This window comes from Endozoicomonas sp. ALC013, from assembly GCF_049310205.1.
Lineage (GTDB): Bacteria > Pseudomonadota > Gammaproteobacteria > Pseudomonadales > Endozoicomonadaceae > Endozoicomonas.
The window spans coordinates 1-16,858 of record NZ_JBLYNS010000116.1; the positions used below are offsets into that span (position 1 = coordinate 1).

The following is a 16,858-nucleotide window of genomic DNA, read 5'->3' on the forward strand; positions in this document are numbered from 1 at the left end:
TATTTTGCCCCCGATTGAATAACAACATCAAAGGTCCTCAGATAGATTTACTGATGTCTGAACCTTCAGAAGATTGACGATGCCTGAGTAGGTTTTGATTTCTGCTATTTTGTTATTCAAGACTGGTCCCGGATTGCCAAAGGGGAACATAGCATGAAGGGTGCGGCCTACCGCTAAGCTCTCTCGAGCTATCGTTAGAACAGTTTCTGAAAGTTCAAGGGCGGTCTTTCCGTTCTGGGCTCTGTCTTTGGTGGAGGCACCTTGGTCAATCAGGCGCTGAACTGCATTTGAATGACCTTCAATGGCCGCATAATGGAGGGGGGTCATCATGCCAACATCCTTTGCCAGCGCATCTGGTGTGACATCCACTCTGCTGGTGGTAGCATTGACGAAAGCACCATGGCCAATCAGTTGATCAATAACCTTTGACTTACCAGATTTAGCCGCAAGATGCAGAGGTGTTTGTCCCCGGCTGTTTTTGGCATTGACGTCAACTTTACAGGCAATCAGTACCTCAATGGCGTCATGTGCGTGGTGACTGAAGACTGCACAGTGCAGGGGCGTCCATCCAGAATGGTAAAGGGTATTAACGTCAGCACTCCGGGTTATCATGGCCTGGATTTTGTCTTTTTGTCCCTCCATAATCACCTCGTGAAAGGCTGATTTACAAGAGCCTGGATAATGAAGCGTGTTAATGTCAGCCCCCGGAGTTCTGGCTAGCAATTGGTCGAATAAATTCCAGTCATTGATTTTAATCAGTTCACTGAGCAACCCGGCACGCATATCGTCACAAGGTGCCTCAGAGCGGCACAGGGCACTGGCTAACGACCTGATGATGGGTGTAGTCAGTTTGTTTACTCTGTTTATCCAGCTCCATAGCGTCTCGCCACGGCCAATAAGTACATTGGTGGCTGCGCCAGCGGTCAGCAGAAGATCAACGGTCTCAACCTGACCGGTCTCAATAGCAATGTGAAGTGGTGTTTTTTTGTACTGTTTCCGGTGGAATTCCCTTTCACCGTATCTTACTGTGGATTTATCGGTTCTCTCCCTCATTCTTCCTATGTTAAAAAAATGGTGTATTGTCGTTTCAACCCTAAACACTTTTGGCAACCATGAGGCTTGGGCATCAATATTAGCGCCCCTGTCAAGCAATAGCCGAATGGAATCATGTTGCCCATGTTCTACCGCAAAATGGAGGGGGGTCCTGCTACCGGCAGTGATATCAGCGCCTTTGTCAAGCAAAATCTTAATGACATTAAGGAAACCTTTTGCAGCTGCAAAGTGAAGTGGGCATCTTTCATCCGGGACGAGGTGATTAATGCCAGCGCCACTGTCAATAAGGGCAATTATGGCCGCTTCATGACTATTTAACATCGCAAGGTGGAGGGGAGTATCACCGTGCCTGGGGGGAGTGAGGGCATTGATGTCGGCACCGTGGTTAACAAGACACTTGATCGTCGCTACATCACCTTTGCTAGCCGCGCAGTGCAGGGCAGTTATCCCGCCTTTGGTGATGGCAGTGGCGTTTGCACCCTGTTCAAGCAAGCCCTCGACAAAATCAGACCGGCCTCTGGCAGCTGCCACGTGGAGTGGCGTCTTCTCAGAGTACAAACAATGGGCAATTTTCCGTTTACAGAGTGGACAGCCGAAATCGGCATGTTTTGAGTCTGTAAGCCACTGATCAATGCACCAACTGTGATAGATATGGGTACAGGGAAACGTCGCAACAATACCACTGTTACCCGGGTTTTCAAGGCAGATAGCGCATTTTTCAGTTTCCACATCTTCTGGTTGAGAGACCAACGGGGCAGCAGTAGTTGGTATCGGGTTACAGTGATAGACATTATTCATTACTAAAATACTAAAGCCTCAATACGTTACAGATGATTGACAAATTAATTAATCAGATTTAAAACTGCCTGAGTGGTTAGATTGGTCTATAAGCTATTAGTTCAGTTTCTCTGTAGAAAAGGATAATCATTTTTCCAGGGTGTTTTCAGGTTTATTTACCTGGTTAGCTACTTACACAAATATCATTCTGAAAGATTTTTTTATATTGTGGGTTTCCAGGCTGGCATGGCCATCAGCAATATTCCGGGTACCTTTTTCTCGTTAAATTATTTCTTCTTGTTTTAGCCGTTCATTGGTGAATTGAGGTTGAAATGTAGAATTATTACTAATCATAAATGTATCTCCAACGCAATTTCCGTTACTGGCTGAAAAAGCGTTAATACGAGTATTTCACTACTTTTGTGTTGATAATTATTTAACGGAATAGCATTAAGAAGATCTTGAAGTCTTGAAATAGTTATAACTGCATAACTGAATGTCCCAATAGGTACCACGAGAATTTATACTATAGGAGGTTAAGAATTATTCCACTGCAAGGATTGAAAATAGATATGTGAGCTCAATCATCGGGCTATGCCAGGATGTTGAATAGACACTTGATCTACCTCAGATAAGATCTAGACTGCCCATGCTGTAAGTCATCGGGTGATATTGAAAACAGTCGTCAAACATTCCAGGGCAGTTAAAGAGGAAATCATAATGACACCGATTTCAGCCCAGGCTTCAATTGCCACTGCTAATACCAGTGATCCTGCCGATGTTCCGAAAAAATCCCAAACGGCCACTTTTTCTCATCGAAACGTTTGTTTTTCAATGGGTCTTCCTTCGAAAAAAATACAATGCAGCGGTGAAAACCATTTGATAACATCAATAGCGCAGTGTCTGGGAGAAGGGCATCTTTTGTGCCGGGATTGTCAGTTGACCTCCAGCCCTGGAACCCTGACTCAAATGCCCAAATGTCCACTTGACGGCTCCGATGTCGTGGATGACATTGCCGAAACCCGCAGTTTCGGGCACACAGAGATACCATGCCCTTCTGCTACCACATTTGAACCTTGCCATGAATCGGCCTGCACCTGGAAAGGCCCTTACCGGGAGGTCAAATCTCACCTGGATGAATGTGATGGAATTCCCGACAGCACCAAATTAATGATGCAGGGTAAGCAGCTAAAAGAGCTGCAAGCACAACTCATGAATTCAGAGAAAAAACAAAGTGCGAGGATACAATCTCTGACTCAGAAATATGAAGCACTGGATCAAGGAACGCTTCAGGTATTGAAACGAGATGCAGAGAACCTGCTGCCATTATTGACGAGAGCCGTTCTCTGCTTAGGCAATGCGAATCGGAACATCGACAGATTGCGAACGCGGCTTGATCGATTGGAGGAACGCACTGGTAACATGGAGCGACAGTTCAATAGTTTTGTTTTCCGAAGTGCCCGGCAATCAGCTGTCGAGAGTTTAGCCGCCGAGCAAAGATACCTGACTAACCTGCAGCGATCTTACGTAACGGCTGGAAGTTTGTCTCCCATGGAGTCGTCTGATAATACAGGTAGATGTGTTGACGTTTTTTTATGGCGAATAGATGGGGTCCAGTCATGGCTGGCAGATGCCGCAACAAGGAAAGATCAGAGTCATTATTGTCCTGCAGTCTATACAACAGACCGCTACTGTGTGTCCGGACAACTTTCTTCTTATGAACAAGCCAGTGCAAGAGGTTATCTCGGGGTCTATATTGCTGTGTGGAAAGGTCAATACGATGAGCAGATTCGCTGGCCAATGAATAAGATGATCTCGGTGTCTCTGATTGATCAAAATGACCCTGCCAAACGTGCAGGGGGAATGTTTGCCTCTGAGGAGAAGCCAGGCTTCCAAAAACCGCAAAAGCGGGTAAATAGCGGATGGGGTTTTTCTAAATTCCTGGCGCTGAATGATCTGAGCAATCCTGAAATTGTGCAAAATGACTCCCTGCATATAACGATTAAACTGGAGGATCCCTCACCCGGCTCTGGTGCATCGGAACGGCATCATTAAGGATAGAAGTAGCAATCAAATATGGCTTCACAAATGGATATGTTGCTGATGCGAAACGAGTTCGTATAAGTACATTGTCAGGTGTCTCTGTGCCATCCCTCAAAGTCTGCTATGTTCATGGCTCATTCAATAAAAACAGGCAGTACCTATGTCACTGGAAGCCAAGGTAAACGCTCTCGACTATGCGTTCCAGGAAAACAACAAAATCCTTGAAGCAACTCATGGAGTTGTATCCCTGATCCTCAATGAACAACGTGAGAAGTTCAAAGAGGTTGATCGCCGTTTGGATGCGGTTGATCGCCGTTTCGACGCGGTTGATCACCGTTTGGATGCGATTGATCGCCGTTTCGACAAAACCGAAGAGTTGCTCATTCAAATCGTTAACCACCTTGCCAGCAAGTAACACGTCACCTAACGAACAGCATCAAGGGAATCAGTGCGCCTTACGCAAAGACTCAGCCTGTTCGTAATGTTCATCAAACGTAGACGGTCTGCATGGAAGAACTCTTCCGTCTACAACCAGAATCCAGTCACCCTTGCACAGCAACATCCCCTGTTTTTGGATTTTCCAAATACAGCCGTTCTACCTTTATAAAAAACAACTCATTCAGTGACGTGCAAGCCCGTTTACTCGGATAGCTGCTGCCAGAATGCGGCAATCAGTGGATTCTTTAACTTTTTTTCCAGTACACACAGCCCCACTTGATAAGGCCTAAGTTCCGGACTGACTGTTAATACCTGAACCTTTCCAGCCAGCGGGCTGTTATTCAAGACAATCTCAGGAACCACACCAACACCAAAACCAAGGCTGACCATACTGACAATGGCCTCATTGCCAGCCACCTGGGCATAGATTTGTGGGTGTCTGCCATTAGCCTGAAACCAGGCATCCAGTCTTTGCCTTGCTATTCCCTGTTCCTGCAAAATCATGGGAATGCCTTCAAAGTCATCAACCAGCAGGGATTTGGCGTTAAGGGTTTCTGCCAGCCGGGATTCAACAGGGGCAATAAACCGTAGCGGTGAAACGGCTATTTGCTGAAATGCCAGTCCGGCAGGAAGGTTGTCAGGCCTGGCGGCAATGGCCAGGTCTTCCTGTTCGGTTAATACCCGTTGAATCGCTGGCTCAGGATCACCGGTGTGCAGTTTGATTTCAATGCCCGGGTATCTTGGTCGAAACTGGCTGAGAATCTCATAGAGAAAGCTATAACTGGCGGTGACTGAGCAATACACGCTCAATGAACCGTGAAGTTCCCCGGCACCAGCCACCAGTTCATGATGAATTATGTCCCATTGCGAGAGCGCTTCACGGGCATAAGCCTGAAATCGTTTGCCTTTTGGTGTGAGCGAGACACTTCGATTGTTCCTTTCAAACAGTGTCACCCCCAGCTGATCTTCCAGCTGCTTGATGTTGCGACTCAGGGTTGACGGGCTGACATGGCAAATAAGGCTGGCCCTGTTGAAATGCAGGGATTCTGCCAGTGCGAGGAACTGTTTCAGAGGGCGAAGGTCTATAGCCATAGGGAAATCAGGGTTATTTCATATTTTGCAATTTTAAGTTGCAAATATATCACTAAATGCAACTATACGCAGAATCACCTATCGGTTATGGTGTACCCCACGTTGGGAGAGCGGTGACTGTGGGAAGCCGCTGTGTAAATAACAAGCCTAAATCCACCGGACTGGTGTTTTCTTTCAGGAGTTATTCGATGAAAGTTTATTACGATAAAGACTGTGACCTCTCCATTATCCGTGGCAAAAAAGTCTCTATCATTGGCTATGGCTCCCAGGGTCATGCCCACGCTAATAACCTGAAAGACTCTGGTGTTGAAGTAACGGTTGGCCTGCGTAAGGGCTCTTCTTCCTGGGCCAAGGCGGAAGCAGCGGGTCTCCTGGTGGCAGAAGTACCTCAGGCTGTCGCTCAGGCTGATGTGGTTATGATTCTGACACCGGACGAGTTCCAGTCCCAGCTTTACCGGGAGGTGATTGAACCGAACCTGAAGCAGGGAGCGACCCTGGCTTTTGCCCATGGTTTCGCCATCCACTACAACCAGGTAGTACCTCGTGCTGATCTTGATGTCATCATGATTGCCCCCAAGGCACCGGGCCATACTGTGCGCTCAGAGTTCGTTAAAGGCGGCGGCATCCCAGACCTGATTGCTATTTTCCAGGACGCTTCCGGCCAGGCCAAAGACGTTGCGCTCTCCTACGCGTCAGGTGTCGGCGGTGGTCGTACCGGTATCATCGAAACGACGTTTAAAGATGAAACGGAAACCGACCTTTTTGGTGAACAGGCCGTGCTTTGTGGTGGTGCTGTTGAGCTGGTCAAGGCCGGTTTTGAAACCCTGACGGAAGCGGGCTACGCACCGGAAATGGCTTACTTTGAGTGTCTCCACGAACTCAAGCTGATTGTTGACCTGATGTACGAAGGCGGTATCGCCAATATGAACTACTCCATCTCCAACAATGCGGAGTACGGTGAGTATGTGACCGGCCCACGGGTGATCAACGACGAGTCCCGCAAGGCAATGCGTGAAGCGCTGAAAGATATTCAGAACGGTGAGTATGCCAAGAAGTTTATCTCTGAAGGTGCTCTGAATTATCCATCAATGACTGCCTATCGTCGCAATAATGCGGCCCACCCGATTGAGAAAGTGGGTGCCCAACTGCGGGAAATGATGCCCTGGATCACCGCGAACAAGCTGGTTGATAAAGAGAAAAACTAAGACTGGGTAGTTAGAGTTGCCGTTTGAAAAAACAGGATATTTCGCAAGAAATATCCTGTTTTTCGTTGAAGATAAAGAGCCGAAAATCAGGGCTGCTTGAGCGCTTGAATAAACTGCCGTGACTGGTCAATGGAAACCTGCATATCACTGATCAGGCGATCAATATCCGCCTTGATGGTGTTGAACTCCCCTTTCAATGCACTGATGGCCCGGGCATTCAGGTTATGCTTTAGATAAAGCACCTGATCCTGAAAGGCATCCAGCACCGGCTGCATCCGTTGTTCAGATTTTTCCAGACTGACCATCATACGCTGATACTGACGTCGGGTGTCTTTCAGCTTCTGGGCACTGGCTCTGCGCAGACTATCGCTCTTGTAGAGATTGAGTTCGTCTTCCCATTCGTCAAACAGCACATCAGACACATTCTGGACACTGGCAATGCGGTCTCTTACTCGCTCTGCAGCGGCCAGGCTGTCCTGGTATTCTGAGTTCAGGTCATTGTAGGCGGCTTCCAGGTCGCCACCCTCAAAGTTGATAACACTCTGGAATTGCTCCAGTGCACTTTGGAATTGCACCTGTGCCTGCTCCTGTGCAGTTTGGGTATCTTCAATGCGATCCACCATAATATCGCGCTTATGGATGCCTACTTTTTCCATGGCGCTGTAATAAGTGCTCTGGCAACCGGCCAGCAGGAGCGTCGCTACGAACAGGGTGGCTGTCTTCAGTGTTGCAGTTTTCATCGGTGATTCTTCTCAATGGCGTCGATCAGTTCTTTGTTGCGTTTGTCGGCCAAATGGCTATTCACCACAAACAACGCATGGATAACACCCGGCAACCAGGCACATAAGGTAAGGATAATATTCAAGATCACTTGAAATGGCTTACCGCAGAGTAGCACAGCCAGCGGCGGTAAAATAATGGCCAGAAAATAGCGCATAACCTGTCAACCTGTTCACTAATTAACTATTGCCCGATTTTGTATCACAATGCTTTTTCGGCATAAACCGGCCATTTTCAGCATTTCACAACCCATGGTGGTTTGGCAAACACTGTGTTCAATAACCCGATATGGTTGGGAGCATAGCAATGCTGGGTATCCTTGGGGGAATGGGGCCGCTGGCTACCGTGGATTTTATGCAGAAAGTGATCGCCCTGAGTCTGGCGAACAGCGATCAGGAGCATTTGCCGATGCTGGTACACAACGTACCGCAAATACCTGATCGCAGTGCCTGCATTTTACAGGGCGGTAAAGACCCTCTGCCATCCTTGTTGCAGGGCTTAAAGCGGCTGGAAAACGCCGGTGCGACGTGCATCGTGATTCCCTGCAATACTGCGCATTACTGGTTTGGTGCCCTGCAAGCGCACAGCACGGTAAAAATGATCAGCATTATCGATGTTGTGTGTCAGGAGCTTGTCCGGCGCGGCATCACCAATGTGGGCCTGATGGCAACCAACACCACCGTGGCGGCGGGGGTTTATAAACAGCGTATCGGCGCTTTGGGTGGAGAGTGCCAAGTGCCGGACGATCTCGCCCAGCAACAGCTGATGACTGCGATTTACGACATTAAAGCCGGTCGCCCGGAGCAAGGCTCCCGGGGTATGCAGATGGTGTTTGATGGCCTGCTTGCAGGTGGTGCCGAAGCCGTTATCCTCGGTTGCACAGAAATGGCTGGCAAGCATTGCACAGCAGCAACCTGAGCGGTGCATTGACGCCACCGAGCTGTTAGCCAGAGCCTGTGTCGATTGGTATTACTCCGGCCACGACAATCATTACCTGGGCGAAAAACAGGCGGCGTAACCCGCAGAGCAAAAAGGCAGCGTTTATTAAGTCGCTGTCTTCTGCCTGTATTTCTTGCTCACTGTTTTATGTCAGACTCGCCGCAGACCATTCAGCAAGTTGAAACAGGATGCATCTGGAAACTAAATGGCTGGAAGATTTTCTGGCTTTGGCCGAGCTGCGGAATTTTTCCCGTGCGGCGCAGCATCGTAATGTCACTCAGCCCGCTTTCAGCCGTCGCATTCGCAGCCTTGAGCACGCCCTGGGGGTGGAACTCATCGACCGCACCACAACACCCCTGGCACTGACCCCCGAAGGGCGGCTGTTTCATACCACGGCGCGCAATCTGTTGCGCCAGATGGACGACGGCGTACAACCACTCTTTCGCCTGAGTGGTCAGCTCGGGTCGATTCCGCTGCTGGGTTACAGTCCCGGGGCCTTTATGGGGCGTCAGGTGAACGGCCTGCTGAGAAAGATCGACAACCTGCCCCGTTTTCAGCCGGTGATGGAATCGTCCCTGACCAACCTGCTCAAAGTGATGGCTCTCAAAGGTGCGGGCATTGCCTGGCTGCCGGGTTATGCCATTGTTGATGAGCTGGCCAGTGGCCAGCTGGTGGACTTTGCCGACCTGGATCAGCGGGAGAAGTATTGGGGCTCTATTGAAATCAAGCTTTACCGAAATGATGTTCGTCTGCACGCTGGCGCTGAGCGGTTCTGGTCGGCACTTGGTAAACGATGTCAGCAGGGGTGGTTGCTGACCTAATGTTTGATCTGACGGTGTCCCTCAAAAAGCGTATTCGTGATACAGTCTCACGCTGATTCTGTAATGATGAGCAGATGCGCCAATGACTGAGAAAATGGAAAAGCCGGAGAGTAATAAAGATGCCGTCGACGGTTTTTTTCCTGTAGACGAGCACGAAGAAGAGGTGATTGAAGAAGGGCAGGCGATTCGTCGCAAAGGGATCTACCTGTTACCCAACCTTTTCACCACCGGCAACCTGTTTTGTGGTTTTTACGCCGTTATCGCTGCGCAGGCGGGGCATTTTTCCCTGGCCTGTATTGCCGTATTTGTCGCCATGATTCTGGATGGTCTGGATGGTCGTGTCGCCAGGATGACCAACACCATGAGCAAGTTTGGTGAGCAGTATGACAGCCTGGCAGATATGGTCACCTTTGGTGTTGCCCCGGCCATGGTAGTTTTCAGCTGGGCGTTGCAGGACCTTGGCAAGTTTGGCTGGATGATTGCGTTTGTCTATGCGGCTTGTGCAGCCCTGCGGCTGGCCCGGTTTAATGCCCAGATTGAAGTCACCGACAGTCGCTACTTTACCGGCCTGGCCAGTCCGGCGGCGGCAGCGGTAGTGATTGGCATGGTATGGGCACTAAGTGACTTTGGCCTGGATGGTGAGTCCACCTTCATTGCCATACTTGGTGCGCTGATTACCGGTGGAGCTGGTGTCCTTATGGTCAGCAATATTCGTTATCAGAGCTTCAAGAAGATTGATCTGAGAGGTCGGGTACACTTTGTGTTCCTGCTGGCGATGGTTCTGGCCTTTGCCGTGGTGTTTATGGACCCGCCCCGTACACTGCTGATGATCTTTCTCGCTTATGCCTGCTCTGGCCCGATTACTGCGATCTGGCGGCTTGGTGACAACAAGAGTGATCAAACGGTTTAGTTTCTCTTAGCTTCTTTTTAAAGCCGGCATTGCTGGCTTTTTTTATACCTGCGAGAGATGGATGCTTGAGCTCGGCAATATCCCTTGGCATTATTTGGAAATGCGGCCTTTCATGTGATCGCCTCGCCAGAATGACCGTAATATAATGCAGTGTTTGGTAAGGAGATATCATGCTACTGAAAATAAAAAAACGTTCAGATATCGGCAGTAGTGAAATTACACCCGAGCATATCTATCATGACCGACGACGTTTTATGCAGCAGTCCGGGCGTTTTGCCCTGGCCGGGCTGGGGCTGATGTTGGCAGGGTGCTCCCAGGAAGGCGAAGCCAAAGCCATCAGTAAAAAAGCGCAAGACGATGTTCTTCCTTCTCAGCCGGGTCCCGAATGGCTAAAAAAGCAGGTTCTTGCATTTAATCCTGACGTTTACACGACAACTGAAGCATTGACACCACATCAAGTGGTTACTTCCTACAATAACTTTTACGAGTTTGGCACAGGGAAAGGTGATCCGGTCAGGAATGCTCATTCTCTGAAAACCGATCCATGGTCAGTGGTGGTGGAAGGTGAGGTTGCCAGGCCCGGTCGATACCATCTGGAAGATATTCTCAAGCCTCACACGATGGAAGAACGCATCTATCGGCTGCGATGTGTTGAAGCCTGGTCCATGGTGATCCCCTGGATTGGTATCCCGCTGGCCAATATCCTTAAGCAGTTTGAGCCGACGTCCAAAGCCCGTTTTGTCGAGTTCACCACACTGCATGACCCTGAGCAGATGCCGGGGCAGAAGGCATCCTTTGGCTCCCTGGACTGGCCTTATGTTGAAGGGCTGAGAATCGATGAAGCCATGAACCCGCTAACCCTGATGGCGACCGGGCTATATGGCGATATCTTACCCAATCAGAATGGTGCGCCGTTCCGGCTGGTGGTGCCCTGGAAGTATGGTTTCAAAAGCATCAAATCCATAGTGAAAATTCGTCTGACCGAACAGCAGCCGAAAACCACCTGGGAAACCTCAGCACCTCAGGAGTACGGGTTCTATGCCAATGTAAACCCTGCGGTTGATCACCCTCGCTGGAGCCAGAAACATGAACGACGGTTGCCAAGTACACTGCTGGCACCTAACCGGATTGAGACTCAGCCTTTTAATGGCTACGGCGAAGAAGTGGCTGACTTATACAAGGGCATGGATTTAACACGCTTTTACTGAGTTGTAAAAAGGATAGGGCTATGGATCGGGTTGCCAACATCAAGCTTGCTGTATTTCCTCTCAGCCTTTTTCCATTAGCCGATCTGATCATAAAGGCTCTGGAAAACAATCTGGGGCCAGACCCTGCCAGCGCTCTTACCCACGGGCTGGGAGAGTGGGCATTAATATTTTTGCTCTTATCGCTGGCTATCTCACCAACACGACGGCTGACGGGTATAGGAAAACTGATTCGGTTCCGGCGGATGCTGGGTTTATTCGCCTTATTCTATGCAGCTTTGCATCTATTGGCTTACCTGGCATTTATGCTGTCCTGGGAATGGCAGACACTGTTAGAAGACCTTTATAAGCGTTCTTATATTATTGTCGGTGCTTTTTCACTATCGATTCTGGTTGCGCTGGGTGTGACTTCAACAAAAAAAATGATGAAGCGGCTGGGGAGGCAGTGGAGCCAATTACATCGGCTGGTCTACGTTGCTGCTGTTCTTGCGGTTATTCATTTTCTCTGGCTGGTTAAAAGTGACTATACGGAACCTGTCATTTATGGCGCTTTACTGGCGATCCTGCTGCTGCTGAGGACCCGGGTGTTTTCTTTTGGCAGAAAGCGGTAGCTATATTTTCAAGTGTTGTAAATAAGATTCATTTTTATTTGCATCATGGTAGTGTTCGGTTTGCTGTATCGGGAGACTGAAACATGAGTTCGAGTAGTGCATTAAAAAAACTAAAAAAGCTCGGTAAAAAGTCAGCCAAACTGCAAACCAGATCATGGATGCAACTGCAGGCACTGGCTGGAAGACAAAGTGTTGGTGTTGCAGAAAAGGTTCAGGTGTTCTCACCTGAGGTAAAATCCATTGTTCAGGATGCTGTCGTCAGCGCTGCCAGAGAACTGGCTGCGCCATGCAATCCATTGATATCCTGGTTTCAGGAAGGCAACGAGGCACCATTCGCTTCAGTCGGCGTCTCTTCTGATTCTCTACAGTCGGCAGTGGAAAAACCCCGGCGTGAACAGTCCATACTGCACATTCCCCTGAAAAGCCCACCCTGTAAACAATGTCCGGCAAAAGCCAGCGGCATCTGTAAATGTGCCGCTAAAAAATTTGGGACTACAAGCTCATAATAACTCGGCTGACGGAGGGACCCACCAGACGCGTTAAGGCCAGGCCAACCATACCTCTGGCAAAGGTCTTGGTGCCGGAAACAACGGCATTTTCAATAAAAGAGGGGCGTCCATCCGATTGCAGCCAGCCATTACTGTCCAGAATATCCAGCAGGCTTTTACTATCCAGTTCGTTGTTATCAAATTGAATGGCCACTGAGCCTGCATGTCGTTTATGGGTCACACGCTGTATGGCGTTGATCTTGCCAAGTTTGGTAATAAGCCTGCTGACCTTTTCAGGATTCTGGCGAATATAATCAGATCGAATTCTAACTCTTTTATTTGTTTGATGAATGTAAGTATTCATAAGTGCTTTAGCGCTACTGATAATAATTATCATTTGCGACACTATCATCACAGTTGATGTAAATCAAAAGAAGAATAGATATTTTCAGTCGTGCAATGACCTCAGACTTGTTTTCCCTGTATTAGTGCTATATTCCGGCCCATGCATAAACACATCAAACAAGCCCTGATGCTCAGGCGCTGGGTGGCAATCGGCCATCATTTTCCCGGGAGAATTCGTCTTAAGTACAAGCTGGGTATCTTGACAAAACTGGTCGGTTTTAAGGTGGCGGATATCGAAACGGTGCTTTCTGATATCCCCGCTTTCAAGAATTACAAACTTAACAGTGCCACTGATAGTGTAGTGATTGATTACGATGCAGAGACTATTAACCCACAATGGGTTGATGCACTGTTTTGTGAGTCTGAAGCTGATGCTGAACAAGCCTGTTATCGGATAGCCAGGTGTTTGGAACTGGATAAAAGTCGCCATGAGTAACGATGCAAAGAAGGCTGCAGAAGAGCCAGCCTTCGGACACTATGACAATATGCCGCCCAACGGAATGCCGCCCAACGGTGCCTAAGGACACCCCGGCTATAACCCTTATGCCGCGTGCATGGGGCATATGCCTTATCCGTCACCTCCATCTTATTATGGACACCCGGGTTACCATCATCCGGCCATGATGCCTCCACCACCATACTGGCCTGGCTACCAGCCCGATATGCCAGCACAAAATGCGCCTCAACCCGCTCATCCACTGGCTGAGCAGGCTCAGGCCATGGTGGAGAATGCCCTGGGAGAAGACGCCGGGATGTTTAAAGAGTTACTGGGCACTCTGGGCATTAATGATCGGGAATTCTGGAAAGGGGCGATGATCGGTGCCGCTGCAGCGTTGCTGCTGGGTAATGAAAATGTCCGTGGGAAATTGCTGGAAATGCTGGCAAGTGCCGGCAGTATGCTCAAAGGGGCAGAAGCTGAAGCATCGAAGTCAGCTGAAAACAATAACTCAGAGGAAGTCCGATAATGAATGATAAACGCTTCTGGCAGGGGGCCCTGATTGGTGCCGCAGCCACATTTTTGCTGACCAATGACAAGGTGCGTGGAAAGCTGGTCGATTTGGTGACTGGCGCTGGCAATATGGTCAAAAATAGCGGTTCTGCTGTTAAGGAAAAAGCCAGTCACACGGTTGATTCCGTCCGGGAAAATGTAACCACCGGTGGTGAAATTTTCCGTGATACCTATGCGGCGGGTAAACAGGGCTTTCAGGCATCGGTAAAAAAACATCAATCGCCAAAAGAGCAGCCAGATGTTGAACCGGTGATTGAAATCGTTGAGGTAGAAGCTTCTGCCAACGAGAAACCCGCTCAACCGGAGTGATCCTGATGAGCAATGCAAACAAGAAACTCAGCACCGCCAGCCGGGCCATGATTGCCGGTGCCATGGTGGGTGGCGGAGCATCGGTGATCAGTCGCTGGAATACCTATAAGGCGGGCGACGTGGATACCCATGAGCTGGCCAGGGGGGCGGTCAAAGCCGCCCTGCAGGCGGGCGCAGTCAGTGGCGTGACAACTTATGCGGCGGAAAAGATGGCAGGCCGCCCGGTCCTGTCAATGCTGACTCTGGTTGCCGCAGGCACCGCTGGCCTCTATTTAATGGATCAATTGTTGGATAGTAAAAAGCATGACCGGTCATAACCCTTACTACGGCTATAACGCCTACGGCCACTCTCAGTCAGGTGACGTAAGTCGAGAGCCAGCTTACCGTCAGCAGAACAGTAAAACCCACTTTGTTATGGGGCTGGCGGCTGGGGCTGCTGTTGCCTATCTGCTCTCGAATAAAAAATTCAGAGAGGGTATGGCGACCACGGGAGAAAAAGCCTGGTCTGCTGTTCGTGGAGAAGTTGAAGAGTTGAAAGAGCGTCTGGAAGATACTCAGGCTGAACTTGAGTATTACCGCAATCTCCACAAAGGCGACAAATGACTGTTTTGCAGGTTAAGCATCACTTGCCAGGACGCATTCGCTTCAAAATCGCCGTATTGCAGGAATACCCGGATACCGGCGCATGGATCAGGCAAGCGTTGTTGAGTATTCAGGGACTGCATGATATCCGTATTAATGAAGCGGCCTGTTCAATCGTCGTTCACTACGATACACAGCTGCTGGATGCAAAGATAATCAGTGCCCGCTTATCTCAGCTTGATCTGGATGAAGCTGAGCAGGAAGAAAGTAAGCATGAGTTTACCCGTGGTGATATCGCCCTGAATATCCTTGGAACGCTGGTGGCCGCATTACTCCCCAATAAATGGGGTGGGCTGTCAACGGCTGCGCTGATTGCACCGGCCCTGATGGAAGGTTTATCAGACCTCGCAGAGCGCAGGGTTTCCGTTGAGGTGCTTGATGCCATTGCTATTGGGCTCTCTTTCTGGCGGGGTGATTATAAAACCGCCATGATGACCCAGAGCCTGATCAGCCTTGGCGAATATATGGAGCAGAAAACCAGCCGTAACAGTGATCAGCTGCTGGCAGATCTGATGCGTCCGCAGGAAAGTGAGGTATGGCGGATCAATGGTGCTGGTCACCGGGAGTTGGTTCAGTCAGGCGCATTGCAGGTTGGCGACCTGATTGAACTGCAGCCGGGCTCAGCAATACCGGCTGATGGTATTGTGATATCCGGTGCTGCGTTTATTAATCAATCGACGTTGACCGGAGAGAATGTGCCTGTCCGCCGCGAAGAAGGTGCGCTGGTTTATGCGGGTACCACTGTCCACGATGGCACGGTTTCAGTCCGGGTTGAGAAGGTAGGGAGTGAGGCGACCACAGCCCGGATTGCCCAACTGATTTATGAATCACTCAGTGAAAAAAGCGAAATTCAGCAGGTTACCCAGGATATGGCCGATCGCCGGGTGAACATTACCCTGGCCATGGGAGCCGCCGTGTTTGCCCTCACTCAGGATATTAATCGGGTTGCCTCGGTATTCCTGGTGGATTATTCCTGTGCTCTCAGGCTCAGCACGCCGGTAACGTTCAAATCCATCATGTACCGTGCGGCTCAAAATGGCATTTTGTTGAAGGGCGGAAGTGCTATTGAAAAGCTGGTGACCGTGGATACCTGTGTATTTGATAAAACAGGAACACTGACTTACAGCGATATGGAAGTTACGGACGTTGTTCCTCTGTGCAATAACAACACAGGCCGTGATCTGCTGGCTATTGCAGCTTCCGTTGAGGAGCACAGCAGTCACCCGTTATCCAAGGCTATTGTCAATGCTGCCAAGCATCACGATCTACCACATATTGAACATGGTGAAGTTGAGTATGTTATAGCTCATGGTCTCAAAAGCACTATGGACGATTACTGTCTTATGATGGGCAGCCGCCACTTTCTTGAAGAGCATGAGTCCGTAGATTTTACGCCCTATGAAGATGAAATCATCAAGTATGAGGAAATGGGGCGGCATCTGATCTTTATTTCTCATGATAAAAAGCTGATTGGCATGATCGGGTTAAAGGATCACCTTCGGGAAGATGCGGTTGCGACACTGAATGAACTGCGTAACCTCGGTATTCATGAGCTGATCATGATTACCGGTGATCGTGTTGCCAAAGCCCGGGTGCTGGGTGGTGAATTACAGCTGAACCAGGTATATGCAGAGGTAACACCCGACAGCAAATCAGCCATTGTCGAGCAGTTAAAAGCAGCTGGTCGAAAAGTGATGTTTGTAGGGGATGGTGTCAATGACGCACCGGCGTTGACGATGGCTGATGTTGGTATAGCCATGTGTGAAGGTACTGAACTGGCAAGACAGGCTGCTGATGTCGTTCTGTTGAAAGATAAACTTTATGGCGTTGCTGAAACCCGGCAACTGGCTCAGCTGGCGATGTCGACCATTCAAAGTAATATCAAACTGGCTGAGTATATTAATAGCGGCATCATGCTGGCGGCGGCTATGGGCTGGCTGAGTCCGGCAGTTAGTGCGTTACTGCATAATGGTACAACGCTGGCAGTGCTTGGACGCTCAGTCGCTTTAAAGAGACCCCGATAACGCCTGTATAATAGTGAAATGTCATATACGTGCTAACCGAGGGTTGGCACAGTCATTCAATTGCGTATAATGCTCCCCACTTCCACGGACTGACCCAAACGGTCATT

The 16,858-nt window shown here is 49.3% G+C and carries 21 protein-coding genes; 15 read left to right on the top strand and 6 right to left on the bottom strand.

Annotated features, from left to right (window positions below; translation table 11 throughout):
• Positions 1-27: 27 nt before the first annotated feature.
• Positions 28-1,851 (bottom strand): ankyrin repeat domain-containing protein, encoded by a 1,824-nt coding sequence (locus tag ACO6V1_RS17780; RefSeq protein WP_422450588.1) that lies wholly within the window; start codon positions 1,849-1,851, stop codon positions 28-30.
• Between the two features lie 867 nt (positions 1,852-2,718).
• Positions 2,719-2,913, bottom strand: a complete 195-nt coding sequence (locus tag ACO6V1_RS17785) for a hypothetical protein (protein ID WP_422450589.1) — start codon at positions 2,911-2,913, stop codon at positions 2,719-2,721.
• Between the two features lie 87 nt (positions 2,914-3,000).
• Between ACO6V1_RS17785 and ACO6V1_RS17790 the strand changes: the two genes are divergently transcribed.
• Together ACO6V1_RS17790 and ACO6V1_RS17795 are read left to right on the top strand one after the other, a co-directional pair.
• A complete protein-coding gene (locus tag ACO6V1_RS17790; protein WP_422450590.1) occupies positions 3,001-3,885 on the top strand; it encodes a hypothetical protein in 885 nt (294 codons plus the stop codon).
• Positions 3,886-4,033: 148 nt separating this feature from the next.
• Positions 4,034-4,288 carry a hypothetical protein gene (locus tag ACO6V1_RS17795; RefSeq protein ID WP_422462668.1) on the top strand — a complete coding sequence of 85 codons (255 nt, stop codon included), beginning with the start codon at positions 4,034-4,036 and terminating at the stop codon, positions 4,286-4,288.
• 224 nt (positions 4,289-4,512) lie between these two features.
• Here the strand turns inward: ACO6V1_RS17795 and ilvY are convergent, their stop codons facing one another.
• The gene (gene ilvY / locus ACO6V1_RS17800; protein WP_422450704.1) at positions 4,513-5,397 is read right to left on the bottom strand and encodes an HTH-type transcriptional activator IlvY; all 885 of its coding nucleotides are present in this window, start codon (positions 5,395-5,397) and stop codon (positions 4,513-4,515) included.
• Between the two features lie 194 nt (positions 5,398-5,591).
• On the opposite strand from ilvY, the gene ilvC reads away from it, so the two are divergent.
• On the top strand, positions 5,592-6,608 hold the full coding sequence (gene ilvC, locus ACO6V1_RS17805) for a ketol-acid reductoisomerase (protein ID WP_101749131.1): 1,017 nt from the start codon (positions 5,592-5,594) through the stop codon (positions 6,606-6,608).
• 86 nt (positions 6,609-6,694) lie between these two features.
• Here the strand turns inward: ilvC and ACO6V1_RS17810 are convergent, their stop codons facing one another.
• Both ACO6V1_RS17810 and ACO6V1_RS17815 read right to left on the bottom strand, forming a co-directional pair.
• Positions 6,695-7,348: a DUF2959 domain-containing protein gene (locus ACO6V1_RS17810; RefSeq protein ID WP_422467877.1), complete on the bottom strand. Its 654-nt coding sequence runs from the start codon at positions 7,346-7,348 to the stop codon at positions 6,695-6,697.
• Positions 7,345-7,545 (bottom strand): YqaE/Pmp3 family membrane protein, encoded by a 201-nt coding sequence (locus ACO6V1_RS17815; RefSeq protein ID WP_101749129.1) that lies wholly within the window; start codon positions 7,543-7,545, stop codon positions 7,345-7,347. Before ACO6V1_RS17815 ends, ACO6V1_RS17810 begins: the two co-directional genes overlap by 4 nt.
• A 149-nt stretch (positions 7,546-7,694) precedes the next feature.
• Here ACO6V1_RS17815 and ACO6V1_RS17820 point away from each other — a divergent pair, with 149 nt between their 5' ends.
• The 6 genes from ACO6V1_RS17820 (at position 7,695) to ACO6V1_RS17845 (ending at position 12,380) form a co-directional block, all read left to right on the top strand.
• Complete coding sequence (locus ACO6V1_RS17820) at positions 7,695-8,306, top strand: aspartate/glutamate racemase family protein (protein ID WP_422467879.1); 612 nt, start codon at positions 7,695-7,697, stop codon at positions 8,304-8,306.
• Between the two features lie 209 nt (positions 8,307-8,515).
• Positions 8,516-9,148, top strand: a complete 633-nt coding sequence (locus ACO6V1_RS17825) for a LysR family transcriptional regulator (RefSeq protein ID WP_422467881.1) — start codon at positions 8,516-8,518, stop codon at positions 9,146-9,148.
• A gap of 82 nt (positions 9,149-9,230) precedes the next feature.
• Complete coding sequence (gene pssA / locus ACO6V1_RS17830; RefSeq protein ID WP_269676741.1) at positions 9,231-10,058, top strand: CDP-diacylglycerol--serine O-phosphatidyltransferase; 828 nt, start codon at positions 9,231-9,233, stop codon at positions 10,056-10,058.
• A gap of 170 nt (positions 10,059-10,228) precedes the next feature.
• On the top strand, positions 10,229-11,266 hold the full coding sequence (gene msrP / locus ACO6V1_RS17835) for a protein-methionine-sulfoxide reductase catalytic subunit MsrP (protein WP_422462662.1): 1,038 nt from the start codon (positions 10,229-10,231) through the stop codon (positions 11,264-11,266).
• 20 nt (positions 11,267-11,286) lie between these two features.
• On the top strand, positions 11,287-11,874 hold the full coding sequence (locus tag ACO6V1_RS17840; RefSeq protein WP_422462660.1) for a sulfite oxidase heme-binding subunit YedZ: 588 nt from the start codon (positions 11,287-11,289) through the stop codon (positions 11,872-11,874).
• Positions 11,875-11,957: 83 nt separating this feature from the next.
• The gene (locus ACO6V1_RS17845; protein ID WP_422467883.1) at positions 11,958-12,380 is read left to right on the top strand and encodes a hypothetical protein; all 423 of its coding nucleotides are present in this window, start codon (positions 11,958-11,960) and stop codon (positions 12,378-12,380) included.
• Here the strand turns inward: ACO6V1_RS17845 and ACO6V1_RS17850 are convergent.
• Entirely contained in the window at positions 12,367-12,726 is a 360-nt protein-coding gene (locus tag ACO6V1_RS17850; protein ID WP_422462656.1) for an HMA2 domain-containing protein, read from the bottom strand. The two genes, ACO6V1_RS17845 and ACO6V1_RS17850, sit on opposite strands and share 14 nt — an antisense overlap.
• A gap of 141 nt (positions 12,727-12,867) precedes the next feature.
• On the opposite strand from ACO6V1_RS17850, the gene ACO6V1_RS17855 reads away from it, so the two are divergent.
• The 6 genes from ACO6V1_RS17855 (at position 12,868) to ACO6V1_RS17880 (ending at position 16,751) form a co-directional block, all read left to right on the top strand.
• Positions 12,868-13,203, top strand: a complete 336-nt coding sequence (locus tag ACO6V1_RS17855) for a hypothetical protein (protein WP_422462654.1) — start codon at positions 12,868-12,870, stop codon at positions 13,201-13,203.
• A gap of 127 nt (positions 13,204-13,330) precedes the next feature.
• Positions 13,331-13,732, top strand: a complete 402-nt coding sequence (locus ACO6V1_RS17860; RefSeq protein WP_422462652.1) for a hypothetical protein — start codon at positions 13,331-13,333, stop codon at positions 13,730-13,732.
• A complete protein-coding gene (locus ACO6V1_RS17865) occupies positions 13,732-14,085 on the top strand; it encodes a hypothetical protein (RefSeq protein WP_422462650.1) in 354 nt (117 codons plus the stop codon). The genes ACO6V1_RS17860 and ACO6V1_RS17865 overlap by 1 nt, the downstream gene beginning before the upstream one ends.
• A gap of 5 nt (positions 14,086-14,090) precedes the next feature.
• A complete protein-coding gene (locus ACO6V1_RS17870) occupies positions 14,091-14,402 on the top strand; it encodes a hypothetical protein (RefSeq protein ID WP_269672296.1) in 312 nt (103 codons plus the stop codon).
• Complete coding sequence (locus ACO6V1_RS17875) at positions 14,389-14,688, top strand: YtxH domain-containing protein (protein WP_269672297.1); 300 nt, start codon at positions 14,389-14,391, stop codon at positions 14,686-14,688. The genes ACO6V1_RS17870 and ACO6V1_RS17875 overlap by 14 nt, the downstream gene beginning before the upstream one ends.
• A complete protein-coding gene (locus tag ACO6V1_RS17880; protein ID WP_422450601.1) occupies positions 14,685-16,751 on the top strand; it encodes a heavy metal translocating P-type ATPase in 2,067 nt (688 codons plus the stop codon). Before ACO6V1_RS17875 ends, ACO6V1_RS17880 begins: the two co-directional genes overlap by 4 nt.
• Positions 16,752-16,858 lie beyond the last annotated feature (107 nt).